The organism is Bradyrhizobium guangzhouense, assembly GCF_004114955.1.
Taxonomy (GTDB): domain Bacteria; phylum Pseudomonadota; class Alphaproteobacteria; order Rhizobiales; family Xanthobacteraceae; genus Bradyrhizobium; species Bradyrhizobium guangzhouense.
In genome coordinates, this window is the sequence record NZ_CP030053.1 from 2,187,642 (window position 1) to 2,205,363 (window position 17,722).

The following is a 17,722-nucleotide window of genomic DNA, read 5'->3' on the forward strand; positions in this document are numbered from 1 at the left end:
TTGGTTCCGGCAGATAGCGCGGCAAACATTAATGATCGCGTTGATACCGCAGGAACTTTCATGAAAGCCGTCAGCAGGACTGACGTTTTAAAGATCGCGCTATTCCATTTCCTGCTGGATCACCCGGCCGAGCGCGAACAGACGCTGGTCGATCGTGGTCGGAACCTCGCAGACGAAACGCACCACCTTGCGGCGGTCCTCGAAAATGCGGGTCTCCCAGATCAGCTGGTTGCTCATGGCGTCGACCTTGGTGTCGTCGCGCGGCGTGGCATCCTGGAGCGCCTGGAGCTGGATGGTCTCCTCGCGGATCTTGTCGGCGGCCTCGCGCTGCTTGTGGCTGACGCGCTCGAGCCCGCTCATGACCTGGGAGCGCTGGGCGTTCAGCGTGTCGAACAGGCCGGCGAACAGCAGCTTTGCGTTGGTGCTCTTGTCGGCGGCCGAGCCGGCCAAAAAGTCCTTCACCGATTTCTCGGCCTCGTCCAGCGGCGTTTTGCGCGCCGCGAGCTTGGAGACCAGCGCGCTGATCTTGCTGTCGTCCTTCCACTTGGTCTCGGCGTCACCGAGCTCCGGACCGGCCCACACCGCGGCTAGTGAAATCTCCGGAACCTTGGCCTGCGCACACGGCCAGTTGGGAAAGCGCGGATCGGCGGCGCGCGCGGCGGTGGCGGAGACCGCGAACGCGAGAGCCGCCATGGCAACTGTCCGAACCGTCATCCTTCGCCTCCCGCGGGCCCGCGCCGCGCCAGCCCGCGCGACGGATCATAGGCGAAAATCGCTGCCGTCATGAAGACGATTGTGCAGCCGCCAACCACGGCGAGCGAGATCCAGTTGATCTGTCCGTACAGCGCAAACCGTATCAGCTCGACCGCATGGGTGAACGGATTGGCCTGGCAGACATAGTAGAGATAGGGACTGCCCTCCTGCACCCGCCAGAGCGGATAGAGCGCCGAGGACGCAAAGAACATCGGGAAGATGACGAAGTTCATCACGCCGGCAAAGTTTTCCAGCTGCTTGATGCCGGAGGAGATCAGCATGCCCAGCGAGCCCAGCATCAGCCCCGACAGGATCAGGGCCGGAAGCACGGTGAGGTAGCCGATCGGCGGTGGCGTGATGTCCCAGAACCAGGCGATGATCAGGAACGCATAGACCTGGAGCAATGACACCGCGGTGCCCGCGAGCAGCTTGCAGAACAGGAGGAAGCCGCGCGGCAGCGGGCTCACCAGTAGCGTGCGCATATTGCCCATCTCCCGGTCATAGACCATCGAGAGCGAGGACTGCATGCCGTTGAACAGCTGGATCATCGCCATCAGCCCCGGCGCGATGAAGACCTCATAGAGGATGTAGGTCTCGTAAGGCGGGATGATGGAGATGCCGAGCACCTGGCGGAAGCCGGCGGCGAAGATGAACAGCCAGACCAGCGGCCGCACCAGCGCCGAGACGAAACGCTCACGCTGATGCAGGAAACGCAGGCCCTCGCGCCAGACGATGCCGGTCAGGCAGGTCATATATTCCGCGGCGGAGAAGCCGCGTGGTGCCTCGCGCGTGGCGATGCTGCTCATGCGCCGCCTCCCGGCATCGCTTGCGCACCTGTCAGGCGCATGAAGGCGGTGTTGACGTCCTGCGCGCCTGATTCGCTGATGACGCGACCCATCGGCCCCTGCGCCAGCACCTTGCCCTGGTGCAGCACCACGAGGTCGTCACTGGGCATGATCTCGTCGAACAGATGCGTGGCCCAGAGCACACCGATGCCTTGCTCGGTGACGAGCTGGCGGACATGGCTGATGATGTCGGCGCGCGCCTTGACGTCGAGACCGACGGTCGGCTCATCCAGCAGCAGCAATCGCGGCCGGTGCAGCAGCGCGCGCGCGATCTCCAGCCGTCGCATCTGCCCGCCGGAGAGATCGCGCACCTTGCTGCCGGCGCGGTCCTCGAGCCCAATGCGCGCGAGCAGCTCGGCGCTGCGCGCGGCGGCCTCGCGGCGGCTGATGCCATGCAGCGCGGCGTGATAGAGCAGGTTCTGCGTCAGCGACAGGTCGAGATCGAGCGTGCGCGGCTGGAAGACCACGCCGAGCAGGCGCAGCGCTTCGCCGGGACTCTTGCCGATGTCATGGCCGAAGATGCCGATACGGCCGGTCTGGATGCCGAACAGCCGCGTGATCAACGAGAACAGCGTGCTCTTGCCGGCGCCGTTGAGGCCGAGCAGGGCGGTGAAGCTCGCCGGCTGCACCTTGAAGGAGACGTCGATCAGCGCCCGGCGCGGGCCGTAGGCATGGCTGACACCGTCGATCGACAGCGCCGGCACCGCGGCGGGATCGGGCCGTGGCGTCTCGCGTGGTTCGGCGATGGGGAGGGGACTTGTCATGGCGCGATCGTGATGCCCCAGGGCAGCTCGCCCACCTGAATGGTCTTGATCACCTTTTGCGCGGCGACGTCGATGACGGAGACATCGTTGGAGACGCCGTTGGTGGTGAGCAGGTATTTTTCGTCCGGCGTGAACGCCATGTGCCAGACGCGCTGGCCGACCAGGAGATATTTGGTCACCTTGCGGGTGGCGGTGTCGACCACCGCGACGCGGTTGGCGGGTCCGAGCGCGACGAAGGCGGTCTTGTCGTCCTTGGTCATGCCGATGCCGACCGGCTGGATCGCTTCTTTCCGCAGCCCCGGGATCTCGAAGACGACCTTGCCGATCACCTCATGCTTGACGGGATCGACGATCGACACCGTGCCGCCGATCTCGGACGACACCCACAATTCGGAGGCGTCGTGCTTGAACTCCGCAAAGCGCGGCCGCGGATCGACCAGCACGTTGGCGACGATCTGGCGCGACGACGTGTCGATGAAATGCGCCATGTTGGTCGTCTCAGACGTGTTGATCAGGGTCTTGCCGTCGGGGCTGATGGTCATGCCCTCGGGCTCGACGCCGACCTGGATGTCGCCGAGACGGGCGCGTTTCTCCAGGTCGATCACGGTCACCGTGTTGTCGTTCTCGTTGGCGACATAGAGCGTCTTGCCGGCGGCATCCTGGGTGAACAATTCGGGGTCGGGGCCGGAGGGAAGGGTGTCCACCACGCCTTGCGTCTTGGCGTCGATCACCTGGATCGTGTCGTCGTCGCCGACCGCGACCATCACGAACTTGCCGTCGCGCGTGAACTCGATGCCGCGCGGACGCTGGCCGACCTTGACGGTCTTGGTCACCGTCCAGCTGTCGGTGTCAATCACCGACACCGTGTTGCTCTTCTCGTTCGAGACATAGGCGATGAAGGCCTGCGCGGGCGTGGCGGCGAGCGTTAGGGCGAATATCGACGCTGCTCCCAAGATGTGCGATATCTGTCCGCGGGCTGGTTTCACCTCTCCCGCTTGCGGGAGAGGTCGCATCGCATCGATAGATGCGATGCGGGTGAGGGTTCTCTCCTCTTGGGGGCTATCGCCTGCGGAGACACCCTCTCCCCAACCCTCGCCCGCAAGCGGGGGAGCGGGCGCAGCGTCGTTACGGCCGCAGCTCGAGCTCATCGCACAAAGGTTTACTTCAGCTTGCATTTGCTCTCCGGGCGATCGTAGCCGAGCGTGTCGAGCTCGGAGACCTGGTGCAGAAAGCCTTCCTGCGGCGAGACCGACACCACCATGCGGCCGTCGACCAGCAGGATCGGCTGGCGGAGCTGGAGATTCCAGTCGCGCACGGTAAGCCTTGTGCCCTTGAAGGCGGCGACCTCGAAATTCGGTCCCTTGATGAAGTCGGTGACTTTCTTGACGTCGCCGGAATTGGTCCTCGAAGTCGCTTCGCCGATCATGCGCACCGCGGTCCAGGCCTGCATGTCGAGCGCGGTCATGCGGCGCGCGTTCAGCTTCATGAAGCGGTTCTGCATCTGCGTCGCGCCCCACTGGTCCTGCGCCGCGTCCCAGCTGCGCGGCACGAGGCCGGCCGAGCCCGCAACGGGGCGGGGGTCCCAGGTGCGGTAGGGCAGATAGGCGGCGAACACCTCGCTCTCGTCGGCGGCAACCAGCACGTCATAGGCGGGGGCCTGTTGCGTGAACACCGGAATCTGGCGCTGGATCAGCGTGACGCCGGAATCCGTGCGGCGTGCCCCGCCGGTGTCCTCGAAGGTACGCTCCTGCACGATCTTGGCGCCGAACCGCGTCGCGGCGCGCCGGAGCGCATCGGCGTAGAGCTTGTCCTCGTCATGCGAGCCCACCACCAGCAGCCAGCGCGACCATTTCTTCCACACCAGGTACTGGCCGAGCGCATCCGCCAGCATCGACCGCGTCGGCGCGGTGTGGATGACATTGGCGCGGCAATCGGCTTCGCGGAGCCGCTCGTCGATGGCGCCGGCGTTGAACAGCAGCGTGCCGCGGTCACGCAACGCGTCGGCCACCTTCAGAAGTGCATCGGCCGGCAGGTCGGCGACGATGAAGCCGTTCTTCTCGGCGAGCGCGGTCGCAGCCTGGACCGGATCTTCTCCCTCCTTGATGCGGTGCTCTTCCAGCGTGAAACGCTGGCCCAGGAATTTTCCGGTGGTGTTGTTGTCCTCGATCGCGAGCTTGGCGCCCGCGACGCCGTCATTCTCGGCCGGCTGCTCGACCAGGGACAGCGTCGATCTGGCGCCGGCGACACCGAGATAGCCGACGCCGATCGTAACAGGGTCGGCCGCGAGCGCTTGCGCCGCCACCAGACACAGGCCGATCGGGCCGAGCAACCATCGGATCATGCTTCCTCCGCAACGCCCTCCCCGGCTTGACCGCAGGTGGAGAATTGTTTCTCTTCAAGCATGACCGATTTGGCCGGGCTTGCAACCCCGCATTTGGTCGTCGCGACATGAGGATCGGAATCACGATCATGCGAGCGCTGATATGTATCGCAGCTTTGCTGCTGATGGGGTCGCAGGCAGCCGCCGAGCCGCCGAAGCTTGCCGTGTTCGATTTCGAGCTGATCGACACCAGCCTGCCCGGCGAATTCTATGGTTCGAAGCCGGAGGAAGTGCGGCTTGCGCATATCAGCGAGCAGCTCCGCAAGGAACTGACCGATTCAGGCAAGTTCCAGGTGCTGGACATCGCGCCGGTCAGGGATGCCGCCATTCACAGCAATCTGCAGGCCTGCGGCGGCTGCGACCTCAAGCTTGCCGGACAATTAGGCGCTGACCTCGAGATCACAGGCATGGTGCAAAAGGTCTCGAACCTGATCATCAACCTCAACATCTATCTGCGTGACGTCAAGACCGGCGCCATGATCACCGCGGCGAGTGCCGACATGCGCGGCAACACCGATGAATCCTGGACGCGCACGATGAGCTACCTGATCCGCAACCGCCTGCTGGCGCCGAATTACGGCAGGCCGTGAGTAGGTTTTTACCCTCTCCCGCAAGGGGAGAAGGAAGAAGGCGGCGTTTGCTTGGCGCGCAAACCTCACCCCTTCAGCCTCTCCGCATGCCAATGCAGATGATCGCTCATGAAGGTCGAGATGAAATAATAGCTGTGGTCATAGCCCGGCTGGCGGCGCAGCGTCAGCTCGATGTTGGCCTTGGCGCAGGCCGCTTGCAGCAGCTCGGGCTTGAGCTGTTCCTTCAGGAAATTGTCGGCCTCGCCGACATCGACCAGGAAGCCGGAATATTTCGCGCCGTCCTCGATCAGCGCCACCGTATCGTGGTTGCGCCAGGCGTCCTTGTTCGGCCCGAGATAACCCGTGAGCGCCTTGATGCCCCACGGCACCTGTGACGGCGCCACGATCGGGGCGAAGGCGCTGGCGGCGCGATAGCGGTGCGGGTTGCGCAGCGCGACCGTCAGCGCGCCGTGGCCGCCCATGGAATGGCCCATGATCGATTGCCGCTTGGCATCGACGGGAAAATTTCCCGATACTATCTTGGGCAATTCGTCGGTGACATAGCTCCACATGCGGTAATTGCGCGCGAACGGCTCTTGCGTGGCATCGACATAGAAGCCGGCCCCCAGGCCGAAATCATAGGCATTGTTGGCATCGCCGGGAACGTCGGGTCCGCGCGGCGAGGTGTCGGGGGCGACGAAGATCAGGCCAAGCTCGGCGCAGGCTTTGCGGAATTCGCCCTTCTCGGTGACATTGGCGTGGGTGCAGGTGAGACCGGAGAGATACCAGACCACGGGCAGCTTGGCGCCCTCGGCATGCGGGGGCGCATAGACCGAGAACACCATGTCGGTTCCGGTCGCCTGGCTGGCATGGCGGTACACGCCCTGCACGCCGCCATAGGATCTGTTGGTCGAGACAGTCTGGATCGTCATGCCTGATAGCTCCGTGGCATTTTACCACATCGAGAATGCGATGCTTGTGTGACCGAAATTTGTGGCGCGGTTCTAGGCCACGCCGCTGTCGATCGCCAGCCGCACCAGCTCGACGGAAGTCTTCACCCCGAGTTTCTGGCGCATGATCGAGGAGGTGTTGGCGACGGTCTTGTAGGACGATTGCACCAGCCAGGCGATCTCGGAGAGGCTCTTTCCTGCGCTGAGCAGCCGCAAGATCTCCATCTCGCGTGCGTTCAGCTTCGACAGCGGGCTCTGCGCCAGCGTCGGCCCTGCGAAAGCGATGCTGCGGGCGATCGCGCTCGGCAGATATGTGCCGCCGGCGCCGACGGTGCGGATCGCCTCGACGAGATCGTCGGGGTCGCCGGTCTTGGAGACATACCCCTTGGCACCGCATTCGATCGCGCGGGCGGCGAAGGCGGGGTCGTCGTTCATGCTGAACATGATGATGCGGGCTTCCGGCGCGCGCTCGAGGATGCGGCGCGCCAACTCGAAGCCGGAGACCGTCGGCAGGTTGATGTCGATGACACAGAGGTCGGGGCGCTCCACGATGAAGATGCTCTCGCCGTCCTCGGCGTCGGCGGCCTCCAGGATCTCGATCTCGCCCTCGTCGGCCAGCACGGCACGGCAGCCGGAGGCGACAATGGGATGATCGTCGACGATCAGAATGCGCATAGGCGTTCCCCGTGACAGCGCCGGCCTCTTTAGTTTCGCGATTTCGCGCCGCATGGTGCCGAACGAGGAAATCCGTCCGGTCATGCAACCCGGCCGGGATTGCTGTACGCTTCCGATTAGATATCGGGCGCTTTGCCCCTGTCAACGTTATCGGACAGGCGCGGGCGCTCCTCGACGGGGCACGGGCGAAAGCAATGTGGCAAAATCTCTCCTTGCGCGGGCGCATCAACCTTCTGCTGGCGCTGTTGCTGGCGCTCGGGCTCGCCGTCAACATCGCTCGCCAGGTCGCGGAGGCGGGGCCGCGCGTGCAAGCCGAGGACCAAAGCGTGATCCGGCTGGCGCGCGAATTCATCGAGATGATCGTTGCCGATCTCAACGAGGCGCCGGATCCCGATGCCAGGCTGAACCAGATCGCGCACGATCTGAACCGTCTGCGCCATGTCAGCATCGCGCTTCGCGATGCCGGCGGTAACCCGCTGACACCATTGCGGTCCGGTGCGGATGATACGCCGGGGCCGCCGGCCTGGTTCGTCAGCCTGGTGCATCCCGAGCAGACCGCTGTCACTGTGCCGGTCTCGGTTCATGGCAAGCCAGGCTCCCTGGTGATCACCTCGCATCCCAACGACGAGATCGCCGAGATATGGGACGCCATCGTCACCCAGCTCGAGGTCGGATCGGTGATCGCGCTGGCGCTGTTCCTGGTGATGATGACCGTGGTCGGCCGCGCGCTCGCGCCGCTGGAATCTCTGGCGCAGACCATGGGCGAGCTCGAGGGCGGCGACTACGATGCGCGCGTTGCGCCCGGTGGCGCGCCGGAGCTGGCTGCGATCTGCTCCAGGCTCAATCATCTCGCGGCGACTCTCGGCGAGGCGGTCGAGGACAAGCGTCGCCTTGCCGAGCGCGCGGTGTCGCTCCAGGACGTCGAGCGCAAGGAGATCGCACGCGAGCTGCATGACGAGTTCGGGCCGTATCTGTTCTCGCTGCGCGCGCATGCCAGTGCGCTGGCGAAACTGGCCGATGGACGGGCGCCGAGCGCGGACGCCGTGCGAAAGCACGGCGGCGCGCTGCTGGAGCAGATCAACGCGCTGCAGCAGTTCACGCGCCGCGTGCTGGAGCGGCTGCGGCCGGTCGGGCTTGCCGAGCTGGGCCTCGGCAAGGCGCTGGAATCGCTGTCGCGGCTGTGGCGGGAATCGCATCCTGACGTCACCATCGAGACCACGATCTCGCCGGCGCTTGGCCCGACGGGCGAGACTGCCGACCTCACGATCTATCGCGTCGTGCAGGAGGCCCTCACCAACGCGTTCCGCCACGCCGGCGCAACTGCGATCAACGTCGTGATCGAGCCCGCGGAGCAGCCGGGCCGCGATGGCCGCTTCTGTGCGCGTGTGCGGGTCAGCGACAACGGCCGCGGCATGGAGCCCGGCCAGAAGCTCGGCTTCGGCCTCGTTGGCATGCGCGAGCGCATTCTGGCGCTCGGCGGCACGCTCAACGTCGCCAGTGGTGAGAGCGGCGTCACCGTGGAGGCGCTGGTTCCAACCGCGGCGGCCTGATCGCGCCCGCCTTCATCAGGGAAATTTCCCGATCGGGAAAAGTTCCCGATTTCGTCGGGAAAACGGGTGCGGATTCCCTACGACCTTTTGGGGCTAGTGCATCAGGTGTCGTCGAATAGACTCGCCCCAAACCATCAGGCGAACATCAATACAGCCGGTGGTGCCTGATGGGGCGATGGGAATGGGCAAGCTGGGACACGCGCGTAATTTGCTGATGGCCTCGGTCTCATCAGGGTTGCTGTCCGTGCCTGTATTCGCGACCGACGCGCGGGCTGCGCAAGACGAGGAGACCAACGTCCAGAATTTGCCCGCGGTCGAGGTGGTGGCTCCGCAGCCGACCGCACGTCGCGCGCCGTCCCGTCCCGTCGCGCGGACGGCCGCGAATTCCGGGAAGCCGAGGAGTAGCGGCAGGATCTACGTCTACCCGACAGCGCCCGGCACCGGCAGGGGTCTCGAGGTCGACAAGGTTCCGTCGGCGATCAATGCCGTCGATGCGAACCAGATCAAGCGCACCGGCTCGCTCAATGTCACGGATGCGCTGCGCGACAACATCGCCGGCGTCAGCATCAGCGAGGTCACCGGCAACCCGTTCCAGCCCAATGTCGAGTTTCGCGGCTTCATCGCCTCGCCCGTGACGGGCACGCCGCAAGGCCTCGCCGTGTACCAGAACGGCGTCCGCATCAACGAAGCGTTCTCTGACGCCGTCAACTGGGACCTGATCCCGACCGCGGCGATCAGGTCGGTGACGCTCGTGACCAACAATCCCGCCTTCGGCCTCAACGCGCTCGGAGGCGCGATCAATCTGCAAATGAAGGACGGCTTCACCTATCAGGGTGCAGAGCTCGATGTCATGGGTGGCTCGTTCGGCCGTATGCAAGGCTCGGCGCAATGGGGCAAGCAGGTCGACCAGAACTGGGGCATCTACGCCGCGCTCGAAGGCCTGCACGACGACGGCTTCCGCAACTTCTCCCAATCGGATGTGCGGCGCTTCTACAGCGACGTCGGCTACAAGGCCGGCGACAGCGAATTCCACGTCAATATGGGAGCCGCCAAGAACGATTTCGGCGCCAACGCCACCGTGCCGGCCGAGCTCCTGAACAATTATTGGGGCGCAACCTACACGACGCCGCAGACCAGCTCCAACCGCGTCGGCTATCTCAACCTGACCGCCAAGGCCGACGCGACGCCGACCTGGACGCTCGAAGGCACCGCTCATGTGCGACGGTACGAGCAGAAGATCGTCGACGGCAATCCCACCAACGTCGGAGAGTGCACGGCGGACGCGACGCTGCTGTGCTTCGGCGACGGTGCGACTCCCGCGAACGGCATGAACGGCGTGCAGCTCGACAATCCCTTTGCGCCGGGAACGATCCTCGGCGAGATCGACCGCAGCTCGATACGGTCGACCAGCTTCGGCGTCTCGGGGCAGGCCACCAACAGCGATCAGTTGTTCGGGCACGATAACCGCTTCGTGATGGGCACGAGCTACGATGCCAGCACCACGCGCTACGATGCCATGGCGGAGATCGGCTCGATCGGAGAGAACTACATCGTCAGCGGCAGCGGCGTCTTCCTGGGGCCGACAGGCACCATCGCGACCGGGCTTGCCGGTCCCGTCTCGCTGCGGACGGTCAATCAATATAACGGCTTCTATGCGACGGATACGTTCAACGTGACGGATGCCTTCGCGCTCACGGGCGGAGGCCGCTTCAACGTGGCGCGCATCTCGCTGGAGGACCAGCTCGGCACCGCGCTCAACGGCGACTCCACCTACACGAGGTTCAACCCGGTGATCGGCGGCACCTACAAGATCACCTCGGAGTTGACCGCCTATGCCGGCTATTCCGAGGCCAACCGCGTGCCGACGCCGCTGGAGCTCGGCTGCGCCGATCCGAACAATCCCTGTCTCATCGCGGCGTTTCTGGTCTCGGACCCGCCGTTGAAGCAGGTCGTGTCCAAGACCGTGGAAGCGGGCTTGCGCGGCACCAGGGAGCTGACCATCGGCACGCTCGGCTGGAAGATCGGCGGCTTCCGCGCCACCAACTATGACGACATCCTGGCCGTCCCGGTCCCTGATCGAACCGGATTTGGTTATTTCACCAATGTCGGCAGGACGCGGCGGCAGGGGCTCGAGGCCGAGGTCAACGTCAAGTCAGCGGCACTTCAGTTCCAGGCGAGCTACACCTTCATCGATGCCCGCTTCCTCGACCCGTTGACGCTCGGCTCGAACAGCCCGTTCGCCGATGCCGACGGCCACATCCAGGTCTTGCCCGGCAACCAGATCCCCGCGATCCCGCGCCACCGCATCAAGATCGGTGTCGACTACGCCGTGACCGATGAGTGGAAGGTTGGCGGCAACGCACTGTTCGTCTCCAGCCAATATCTGGTGGGCGACGAATCCAACCAATCTGCGAAGCTGCCGTCCTACACGGTCTTCAACCTGCACACTTCCTACCAGGTCACCAGGAACGTCCAGCTCTACGGCAAGGTCGACAACGTCTTCGACAACAGATACGCGACCTACGGACAGTTCTTCGACACCGGCGCGCTGCCGAATTTCACCAACGGCGGAAACCCCTTCACCGACCCGCGCTCGCTGAGCCCGGCAAGGCCAAGGGCTTTCTATGCCGGGGCGCGAGTCACGTTCTGAAGCCGTGTACTCATAAATCCGCGCTGTACGTCGTATGAGGTCCGTTCTGCCTCTGAGAGCTGCGCGGTGGCACAGCTTACCCTAAGTCCGAGATGGGCCAAGACGAGACATTACCAGCTATAGAAGTCGTCCCTAACATCGGGCGGCTCCGGGCAACTAGCATCAATCGGGAAGACCCGCTAAACGCAGACCCTCGAGAAACCTCTCAACATCTTGCTTTCGATTGAAAGGTGACCACTCCTCTACATTGGAAAGGCGCATGACCATATCGATTTCGCGCAAGCGCCCCATCATTGACCGTGCTTGATCAAGCCTCCCTGATAGGGCATGTCCAACTGACGCAATTCTTAGGGATGGAGTAATTCTTGGCTGAATAGCGAGCGCGCGCTCTGCGCTGTGGCAAGCTTCATCATATTTACCCAGAAAAAGCAGGGCAAAGCCCCTAGCATTTTCTAAGTGATAGTTTTGCGGGTCGATTGGGTTAACGCGGATCGCGCGATCAATCTCATTCAGGGCCTTCTCGTGTTCCCCGAGATAAACACTGATCCATGCGCGCGCACGAAGCGCGATTGCAAGATTGGAGTTCATGGCAATAGCGCTATCAACCAACGTAGCGGCCTGCTCATGTTCAAAAAAATAAAAGAAAGTGCAAACGCCACGCGCGACAACGCGACGGCGTCGTCCTGACCAAATTTGATAGCGCATTCAATCAGACGCCTCGCTTCGGCAAATTCGCGCTCTTTATCTACGATCCACCCGTTCATTTTGCGAACGTGATATCGGCTGGCCGCCCAGCCATAGGCTGAAGCTGACTGCGGATCCAGTTCTATTGCACGGTAGAAAAACCGCAGCGCTTCATCATCTTTTTCCCTGTCCCCAGCCGTTTGTAAACAGTCCATTCCCCTCAGAATGGAATCATAAGCATCGAGGTTTTGGATGGGCTTGCGCTTGGCGCGATCAATCTCAACTTGCTCAAGTTTTGGTACGATTGCGCCGACGACGCTTGTCGTCAAGTTGTCCTGCAATTCAAAAATATCTTCCAACGAACCGTCGAATCTATCCGCCCACACATGCGCGCCGCTCACTGCGTCTATCAATTGCCCAACAATACGAACCTTTCGGCCAGCCTTTCGGACGCTGCCCTCAAGTACGTAGCGAACGCCAAGCTCGCGACCAACCAGCTTGATGTCAACTGCCGCCCCCTTGTAGATAAAGCTCGAATTGCGTGCGATTACGAATAGGGATTTGAAGCGAGACAATGCGGTGATTATGTCATCGACTATTCCGTCAGCGAAATATCCCTGCTCCGGATCATCGCTCATATTCTGAAACGGAAGCACCGCGATTGAGGGCCGATCGGGCAAGCGCAGTGACTTGGTCGTTTCCGAATGAGGCTTGGCGCTCGTGGTAGATGCCGACCGAGCTGAATAAAGCCGTACCGGCCGCTCGATGTTCTTCAAACTGCGGTCGCCGAGATCGTCGAAGGCAAATGCGGTCTTGCCGCGGACCTGCTCGTAGGCGCTGCCGGACAGGCAGACGCCTCCGGGCTCGCATTCACTCTCAACACGCGCTGCGACGTTGACGCCGTCGCCGAAGATATCGTCGTCATCAATAATGATGTCGCCGACGTTTATGCCGATCCGGAACGAAATAGTCTCGTTCCTCCGAGCGATCTGATCCTGAATGGTCACGGCGCTGGTGACCGCATCAACCGCGCTGGCGAACTCGACCAGCATGCCATCTCCGGTCGTTTTGACGATGCGGCCTTTGTGCGCAGCGATGGCGGGATCGACGATCTCGCGACGAATCGCTTTGAGAGCCTGCAATGTGCCGAGTTCGTCAGCGCCCATGAGGCGGCTATAACCGGCAACGTCTGCCGCCAGCACTGCCGCCAATCGTCGCTCTACGCGTCCGCCTGTCACTGCAAATCCCCACCAATCCCGAAAATCGGGACCTATCCAATCACGGGATAGTCAGGCCTACCAGTCCGGGCGCCAGGATTCCGACGATCATCGAGGTCCGAAATGGGTCATAAGCCGACGTGACCAAAAGGCCGGAAATCGCTGCCGCCCAGAAATTCCGCGCGATAAAGCCCCGTCCCGTGGTTCCACTTAAGTAAAGCTCCAGAGGGGCAACGCTCTCTATTCCGGTGTTAGTTTGGGGCAATGGAAAAGACGGCCTATCCCTGAGAGCCGAACTGCCACAGGTGCGGTCTGCCACGCATGCGCCTCGATGCCGTTTCATCCGGAAGCACCGGCTCTATCGCCGTACTTGCGGCTACCAAGCGTGGAAGTGAGCAGCTCGTTCTGAGTTGCTCAATGCGACAGGCATGAGCAGCGAGGCAATCGCTGAATTGTCCAAGATACGATTGGCGTTGGAGTGACACGCTGCCGACCAAGACCACCAACATCCATCGTATCGCGTTCGCCCGCGCCGTCCCAATCACCGTGAACGGGGGTACTGCGGCAAAGTTCCGACCATGGAGCGGGAAGGGGAGTCAATAAAGACGCGCAGTTCTTCGTGCTCGTCGTCAGTTGCAGACTTCGGTCGTGCCCACCCCGCTTCCGCTTCGCGCATACGCCTGCTGCCCGTACAGGGCGTCAAGGTGACAGCCCGGACGAACCGGACGGCAGCCCGCAGAGTTGCAGAATATCTGGCCGCTGGCCCGCGGCTTCGCGGGTTCAGCCTCGGTCTGCTTGCGCTCGGTGTCCCGTTTCCTGGCATCCTCGCGAGTCACGACGGGTTTCTTGTCCCGCACCTTCTCGCATTCGTCATCGTCGTTGATGCGATAGCCGGCTCGGCATGCGATCTTCACGCATGCATTGCCATCGGCCTTGAAGCCGTGCTCGCACACCAGCGGGCAGACGCGGCCGGGCTTGGCCTTGATCGCGTCGAGTGCCTCGAAGCTTGCAAGCTTGGCGTCGAACTTTGTACCGGCGAACCTGTTGAACAGCGTCAGCGAGCGCTGCGAGGCCGTATTCCAGTCGCCATCCGGGTTGCCGGCCAGACATCCGACCCGGCGCAGTTCCGACTGCACCAGCTTCGCAATCTCCGCGGAGGACAGGCCCGGCGGCGTCTCGGCAGGCGTGATAGCCGCAACCTTGCGCTCGCTTTCAGGCTGCGCCTTTTCGGGCGCCTGCTTCTCCGCTTGATCGGACACCGCCTTGTCGTTGGCAATCTTGTCGGCGAGGGCCTTCTCGGCGGCCTGCTTGTCGGCGAGTGCCTGGGCGACGGCGGCTTCCGCGTCCTTTCGACGCTGTTCGGCCGCGGCCGCCTTGGTCTCTTCGATCTGCTTGGCCTTCTCTGCCGCGATCCGTGCATCCTCGGCGGCCTTGGCGGCGGCCGCCGCCTTGTCCTGATCAGCCTTCTTCGCGCGTTCGGCGACCAGCCGCGCTTTGTCCTCCTCGGCTTGCCGCGCCTTTTCGGCAGCCGCCGAGCGGGCTTCCTCGGCCGCGATCTTGTTGAGCTGGCCCTTGGCGAGGTCGGCATAGAATCCGTCGGCATACCTGTTCAGGAAAGCCGTCCAGGCGTCACGGGTGCCGAGTTGCAGCGCGAGCTCGTAATTGCGGCGAACCGCCTCCTCGGGGTTCGCCTGCGGGCCCGTCGTCACGGGCTTTGGGGCTACCAGCGGCACGTCGTCGCCGCCGAGCGAACCGTAGACATACGGCTCCTGCTGATAGGCGGTGTTCTTCAGGACATCGTCGCGGACGAAGCCGAATGCCTTGCGCAGGTCGAGGCCGGGTGTCGGCAGGCGTTCGACGAGCGCCGTGGCGAACGGGCTGTTCCTGCTACTGCCGTCCGATGCGGTCGAGCCGGCTTTCGCGGCGAAGGCGATCATGGTGTTGGGGCTGGTCGGCTCGACCTTGGCGAGGCCGCGTCCGATGGCGCGGGCCGCCACGGTGCGCTTCATGGTCTTGGCGAAAGGATTGTCGCGGCAGGCGTCAAGGATGATCAACCGAAGCTGCTTTGCAGGCTCGACTGCGAACAGCGCACGGTCGAGACCCACGGCTTCGTCCAGCACGTCGCTGTCGGTCTCGAGCGCCGCATCGACCGGAATGAGATAGTTGGTGCCGTCGAGCTCGATGCCGTGACCGGCATAGTAGATGACGGCGACCTCGGCATCCCGCGTCCGCTGACCGAAGTCGCGCAGGGCCTTGCGCATCTCGGATGCGTTCACGTCGGTCTTGATGTCGATCCAGTCGAACCCGGCGCTCCTGAACATGCCCCCGACTAGCGCGGCATCGTTGGTGGGGTTGGCGAGTTTTGGGACGCGTTTGTAGGCCGAGTTGCCAATCACCAGTGCCATGCGGCGCTCGGCGTGCGCCGTGCCGCACACCAGCCAAATGGAAACGACCAAACAAAACCAGCGAAAAGTACCCATTAATGTCCCCGGCAATAAGTGCGCAGCCTATCTAGAGACTGCTGAAAGACAAGGACCACTTATGTGACATCGATCACCTAAAGATCATTGGATCCAATACAAGGCGAGGTCTGCTGCGGGTCACAAGCCGTCGATCATGCTTAACATGGCAGACTTCCGCGGTGCGTTGGTGAGCCGACGTGTATGAGTGCACGCCCTAGTTAACCTTCGGAGCCTCACGCGTGGGACGCGGCGTGAAGCTGTGAGACATTGAGACGGAGTCGGCGGAGCGAGGGCCCGACCCAGCAGTCCCTGATGGCGCCATCATGCGCCTGTCTCGTCCGACGAGTGAAAAGATGTTCTGTTTTTCGGAAGTATCGTGCTCGAACGACAGGCTCATGCGCGATGACTGGTCATCCCGAACACAGTGCGCTTTCCGGGTCGGCGAGGGCAGATACGACAGCAGCCCGCGCCCTTTGGCCCCGACATCCCGTTTTAAACTTGTGAATACCTTGATCGGCCGCAAGGCAGCATCTTGCCAGCTGCCCGTAGGCTCTCCGGCGTTATAGTGCGGCGTTACGCGAGCACGATAAGGCAGAGACAATGTGGATCAGAGCATTCCTGCTGGGATTGAGCTTGACGGTTTGTGCGGCGCTTCCAGCCGACGCTCGGTCGGGAGGCGTTGGTCATGACGATCCCCTGAATTCCGAGCACATCGACGTTCTACCCGCCGAAGTCCGGCACTATATTGCCGGGATCTGCAAGGGCCCCGCGCGCGCCCAACACGACTTCGCGACCTATCTGCCGTCGGAGAAGCGATGGCGCATCAACCTCGAATATCTGCGTTGCGAGGGCCTGGGCGCTTTTCGTCGCGGCAACCAATGTCTGGACGTTGATTTCGTCGGCGACGGCTCGCACTTCCATTTGGCGCGGAAGGGCTATGCGGACTGTGGTTTCTGACGTCGGCCGCAGTTCGATCGAATCGATTGCTGGGTCGGGAGGAAACGCAGCCGAACACTGCGGATGATGTCACCATACACCTGTTTTGCCCGACAGGTCAAATCAAATGCGGATTTTCGGAAAAATCTTGGCCGGACAACGACCTCGCGCGCGATGATACCTCATCCCGGTCGCATCGCGCTTTAAGCCATTGATTTCGCTATCCCCGGCTACTGTGCATGGGGTTGTTTTCGACTTCCCTCACGCCACCGTCACCCCTCCAGCGGGGCGGCGGCGAGGCTGGTCTGCGTCCGGCCCTTGGCCGCGCCGACGCGTTGCCGGCGCTGGACGAGATACTGGTCTGCGAGGACGCCGATCAGGATCACTGCGCCCATCACAGCGAAATTCAGCGAGCTCGGAATGCCCAAGAGATTGACCAGGTTCTGCAGCACCTGGAGCAGCACGGTGCCGAGCACGACGCCGACGATCGAGCCTTCGCCACCGCGCAGGGAGCAGCCGCCGAGCACGGCCGCGGCGATGGCATAGAGCTCGTAGAACGAGCCGTGCACGGCCGGCGAGATCGAGCGGGTGTACATCGCGAACAGGATTGCCGAGAACGCGGTCAGCCCGCCGCAGATGACATAGGCCGAAACCATCACGCGCTCGGAGCGGATTCCGGAATAGCGCGCGGCCTCCTCGTTCTTGCCGACGGCGTAGAGATAGCGGCCGAACACCGAGCGATGCAGCAGAACCCATGCAATGGCGGCGACGACAATCAGGGCCACCAGGCTGTGCGGGACGGGAAAGCCGAGTAGATTGGTGCGGCCCGCGGTCAGCCATTCCAGCGTCGGAAAGCTGGCGCCGAAGCCGAAGCCCGCGGTCGCGTCCTCGGTGTAATAGCGCGCGGCGCCGCGATAGATCAGAAGTCCGCACAGCGTCACCACGAACGGCTGGATATGCATCCGCGTCACCAGCGCGCCGTGCACGAGGCCGATCACGAGGCCGCCCGCGATGATTGCGGCAAAGGCGAGCATCCAGTTGACGTCGTGATTGACGATGAGGTCGATGAAGAGAACGCCGAGCAGCGCGATCACCGATCCGACCGAGAGCTCGATCCCGCCGATGATGATCACGAAGGCTTCCGCGATCGAGAAGATGCCGAACATCCCGACCTGGTTCAGCGTGTTGGAGAGATTGCCGACGTAGAGGAAACGCGGATTGATGAAGGCCACGACCGCGCCGACGACGAGGATCAGGACCAGCAGGCTCAGATCTTTCTTGTTCAAG

The 17,722-nt window shown here is 63.0% G+C and carries 15 protein-coding genes; 4 read left to right on the forward strand and 11 right to left on the reverse strand.

The genetic code is table 11. The features are described from left to right. Positions 1 to 99: 99 nt before the first annotated feature. The 5 genes from XH91_RS10505 to XH91_RS10525 all read right to left on the reverse strand — a co-directional run bounded on the left by XH91_RS10505 (position 100) and on the right by XH91_RS10525 (position 4,703). Entirely contained in the window at positions 100 to 714 is a 615-nt protein-coding gene (locus XH91_RS10505; protein ID WP_128950535.1) for a hypothetical protein, read from the reverse strand. Next, positions 711 to 1,559, reverse strand: a complete 849-nt coding sequence (locus XH91_RS10510; RefSeq protein ID WP_128950536.1) for an ABC transporter permease — start codon at positions 1,557 to 1,559, stop codon at positions 711 to 713. Before XH91_RS10510 ends, XH91_RS10505 begins: the two co-directional genes overlap by 4 nt. Beyond that, complete coding sequence (locus XH91_RS10515) at positions 1,556 to 2,362, reverse strand: ABC transporter ATP-binding protein (RefSeq protein WP_128950537.1); 807 nt, start codon at positions 2,360 to 2,362, stop codon at positions 1,556 to 1,558. Before XH91_RS10515 ends, XH91_RS10510 begins: the two co-directional genes overlap by 4 nt. Beyond that, complete coding sequence (locus XH91_RS10520) at positions 2,359 to 3,315, reverse strand: YVTN family beta-propeller repeat protein (protein WP_430648545.1); 957 nt, start codon at positions 3,313 to 3,315, stop codon at positions 2,359 to 2,361. The genes XH91_RS10515 and XH91_RS10520 overlap by 4 nt, the downstream gene beginning before the upstream one ends. Positions 3,316 to 3,521: 206 nt before the next feature. Continuing rightward, positions 3,522 to 4,703, reverse strand: coding sequence for an ABC transporter substrate-binding protein (locus XH91_RS10525; RefSeq protein WP_128950538.1), 1,182 nt, complete (start codon positions 4,701 to 4,703; stop codon positions 3,522 to 3,524). A 128-nt stretch (positions 4,704 to 4,831) separates the two neighbouring features. On the opposite strand from XH91_RS10525, the gene XH91_RS10530 reads away from it, so the two are divergent. Next, positions 4,832 to 5,332, forward strand: coding sequence for a DUF3280 domain-containing protein (locus XH91_RS10530; RefSeq protein ID WP_128950539.1), 501 nt, complete (start codon positions 4,832 to 4,834; stop codon positions 5,330 to 5,332). Between the two features lie 65 nt (positions 5,333 to 5,397). Here the strand turns inward: XH91_RS10530 and fghA are convergent, their stop codons facing one another. Both fghA and XH91_RS10540 read right to left on the reverse strand, forming a co-directional pair. Continuing rightward, complete coding sequence (gene fghA, locus XH91_RS10535) at positions 5,398 to 6,243, reverse strand: S-formylglutathione hydrolase (RefSeq protein WP_128950540.1); 846 nt, start codon at positions 6,241 to 6,243, stop codon at positions 5,398 to 5,400. Between the two features lie 72 nt (positions 6,244 to 6,315). Continuing rightward, complete coding sequence (locus XH91_RS10540; protein ID WP_128950541.1) at positions 6,316 to 6,936, reverse strand: response regulator; 621 nt, start codon at positions 6,934 to 6,936, stop codon at positions 6,316 to 6,318. Positions 6,937 to 7,130: 194 nt separating this feature from the next. Here XH91_RS10540 and XH91_RS10545 point away from each other — a divergent pair, with 194 nt between their 5' ends. Both XH91_RS10545 and XH91_RS10550 read left to right on the forward strand, forming a co-directional pair. Beyond that, entirely contained in the window at positions 7,131 to 8,486 is a 1,356-nt protein-coding gene (locus XH91_RS10545) for a histidine kinase (protein WP_164934166.1), read from the forward strand. 181 nt (positions 8,487 to 8,667) lie between these two features. Next, positions 8,668 to 11,136, forward strand: coding sequence for a TonB-dependent receptor (locus XH91_RS10550; RefSeq protein WP_164934167.1), 2,469 nt, complete (start codon positions 8,668 to 8,670; stop codon positions 11,134 to 11,136). A 162-nt stretch (positions 11,137 to 11,298) separates the two neighbouring features. Here the strand turns inward: XH91_RS10550 and XH91_RS39365 are convergent, their stop codons facing one another. From XH91_RS39365 to XH91_RS10560, 3 genes are all read right to left on the reverse strand, one after another. Next, on the reverse strand, positions 11,299 to 11,724 hold the full coding sequence (locus XH91_RS39365; RefSeq protein ID WP_245477299.1) for a tetratricopeptide repeat protein: 426 nt from the start codon (positions 11,722 to 11,724) through the stop codon (positions 11,299 to 11,301). Next, a complete protein-coding gene (locus tag XH91_RS10555; protein WP_245477351.1) occupies positions 11,721 to 13,022 on the reverse strand; it encodes an adenylate/guanylate cyclase domain-containing protein in 1,302 nt (433 codons plus the stop codon). Before XH91_RS10555 ends, XH91_RS39365 begins: the two co-directional genes overlap by 4 nt. A 644-nt stretch (positions 13,023 to 13,666) precedes the next feature. After that, positions 13,667 to 15,517, reverse strand: coding sequence for a caspase family protein (locus tag XH91_RS10560; RefSeq protein ID WP_128950544.1), 1,851 nt, complete (start codon positions 15,515 to 15,517; stop codon positions 13,667 to 13,669). Positions 15,518 to 16,132: 615 nt separating this feature from the next. On the opposite strand from XH91_RS10560, the gene XH91_RS10565 reads away from it, so the two are divergent. After that, on the forward strand, positions 16,133 to 16,456 hold the full coding sequence (locus XH91_RS10565; RefSeq protein WP_128950545.1) for a hypothetical protein: 324 nt from the start codon (positions 16,133 to 16,135) through the stop codon (positions 16,454 to 16,456). A 251-nt stretch (positions 16,457 to 16,707) separates the two neighbouring features. Here the strand turns inward: XH91_RS10565 and XH91_RS10570 are convergent, their stop codons facing one another. Continuing rightward, a complete protein-coding gene (locus XH91_RS10570; protein ID WP_128950546.1) occupies positions 16,708 to 17,721 on the reverse strand; it encodes an ABC transporter permease in 1,014 nt (337 codons plus the stop codon). Between the last annotated feature and the right edge of the window lies 1 nt (position 17,722).

Coding starts and splice junctions, on each gene's coding strand:
- XH91_RS10505 (WP_128950535.1), bottom strand. CDS start 714: ATGACGGTTCGGACAGTTGCCATGGCGGCTCTCGCGTTCGCGGTCTCC.
- XH91_RS10510 (WP_128950536.1), bottom strand. CDS start 1,559: ATGAGCAGCATCGCCACGCGCGAGGCACCACGCGGCTTCTCCGCCGCG.
- XH91_RS10515 (WP_128950537.1), bottom strand. CDS start 2,362: ATGACAAGTCCCCTCCCCATCGCCGAACCACGCGAGACGCCACGGCCC.
- XH91_RS10525 (WP_128950538.1), bottom strand. CDS start 4,703: ATGATCCGATGGTTGCTCGGCCCGATCGGCCTGTGTCTGGTGGCGGCG.
- XH91_RS10530 (WP_128950539.1), top strand. CDS start 4,832: ATGCGAGCGCTGATATGTATCGCAGCTTTGCTGCTGATGGGGTCGCAG.
- fghA (WP_128950540.1), bottom strand. CDS start 6,243: ATGACGATCCAGACTGTCTCGACCAACAGATCCTATGGCGGCGTGCAG.
- XH91_RS10540 (WP_128950541.1), bottom strand. CDS start 6,936: ATGCGCATTCTGATCGTCGACGATCATCCCATTGTCGCCTCCGGCTGC.
- XH91_RS10545 (WP_164934166.1), top strand. CDS start 7,131: ATGTGGCAAAATCTCTCCTTGCGCGGGCGCATCAACCTTCTGCTGGCG.
- XH91_RS10550 (WP_164934167.1), top strand. CDS start 8,668: ATGGGCAAGCTGGGACACGCGCGTAATTTGCTGATGGCCTCGGTCTCA.
- XH91_RS39365 (WP_245477299.1), bottom strand. CDS start 11,724: ATGAACTCCAATCTTGCAATCGCGCTTCGTGCGCGCGCATGGATCAGT.
- XH91_RS10560 (WP_128950544.1), bottom strand. CDS start 15,517: ATGGGTACTTTTCGCTGGTTTTGTTTGGTCGTTTCCATTTGGCTGGTG.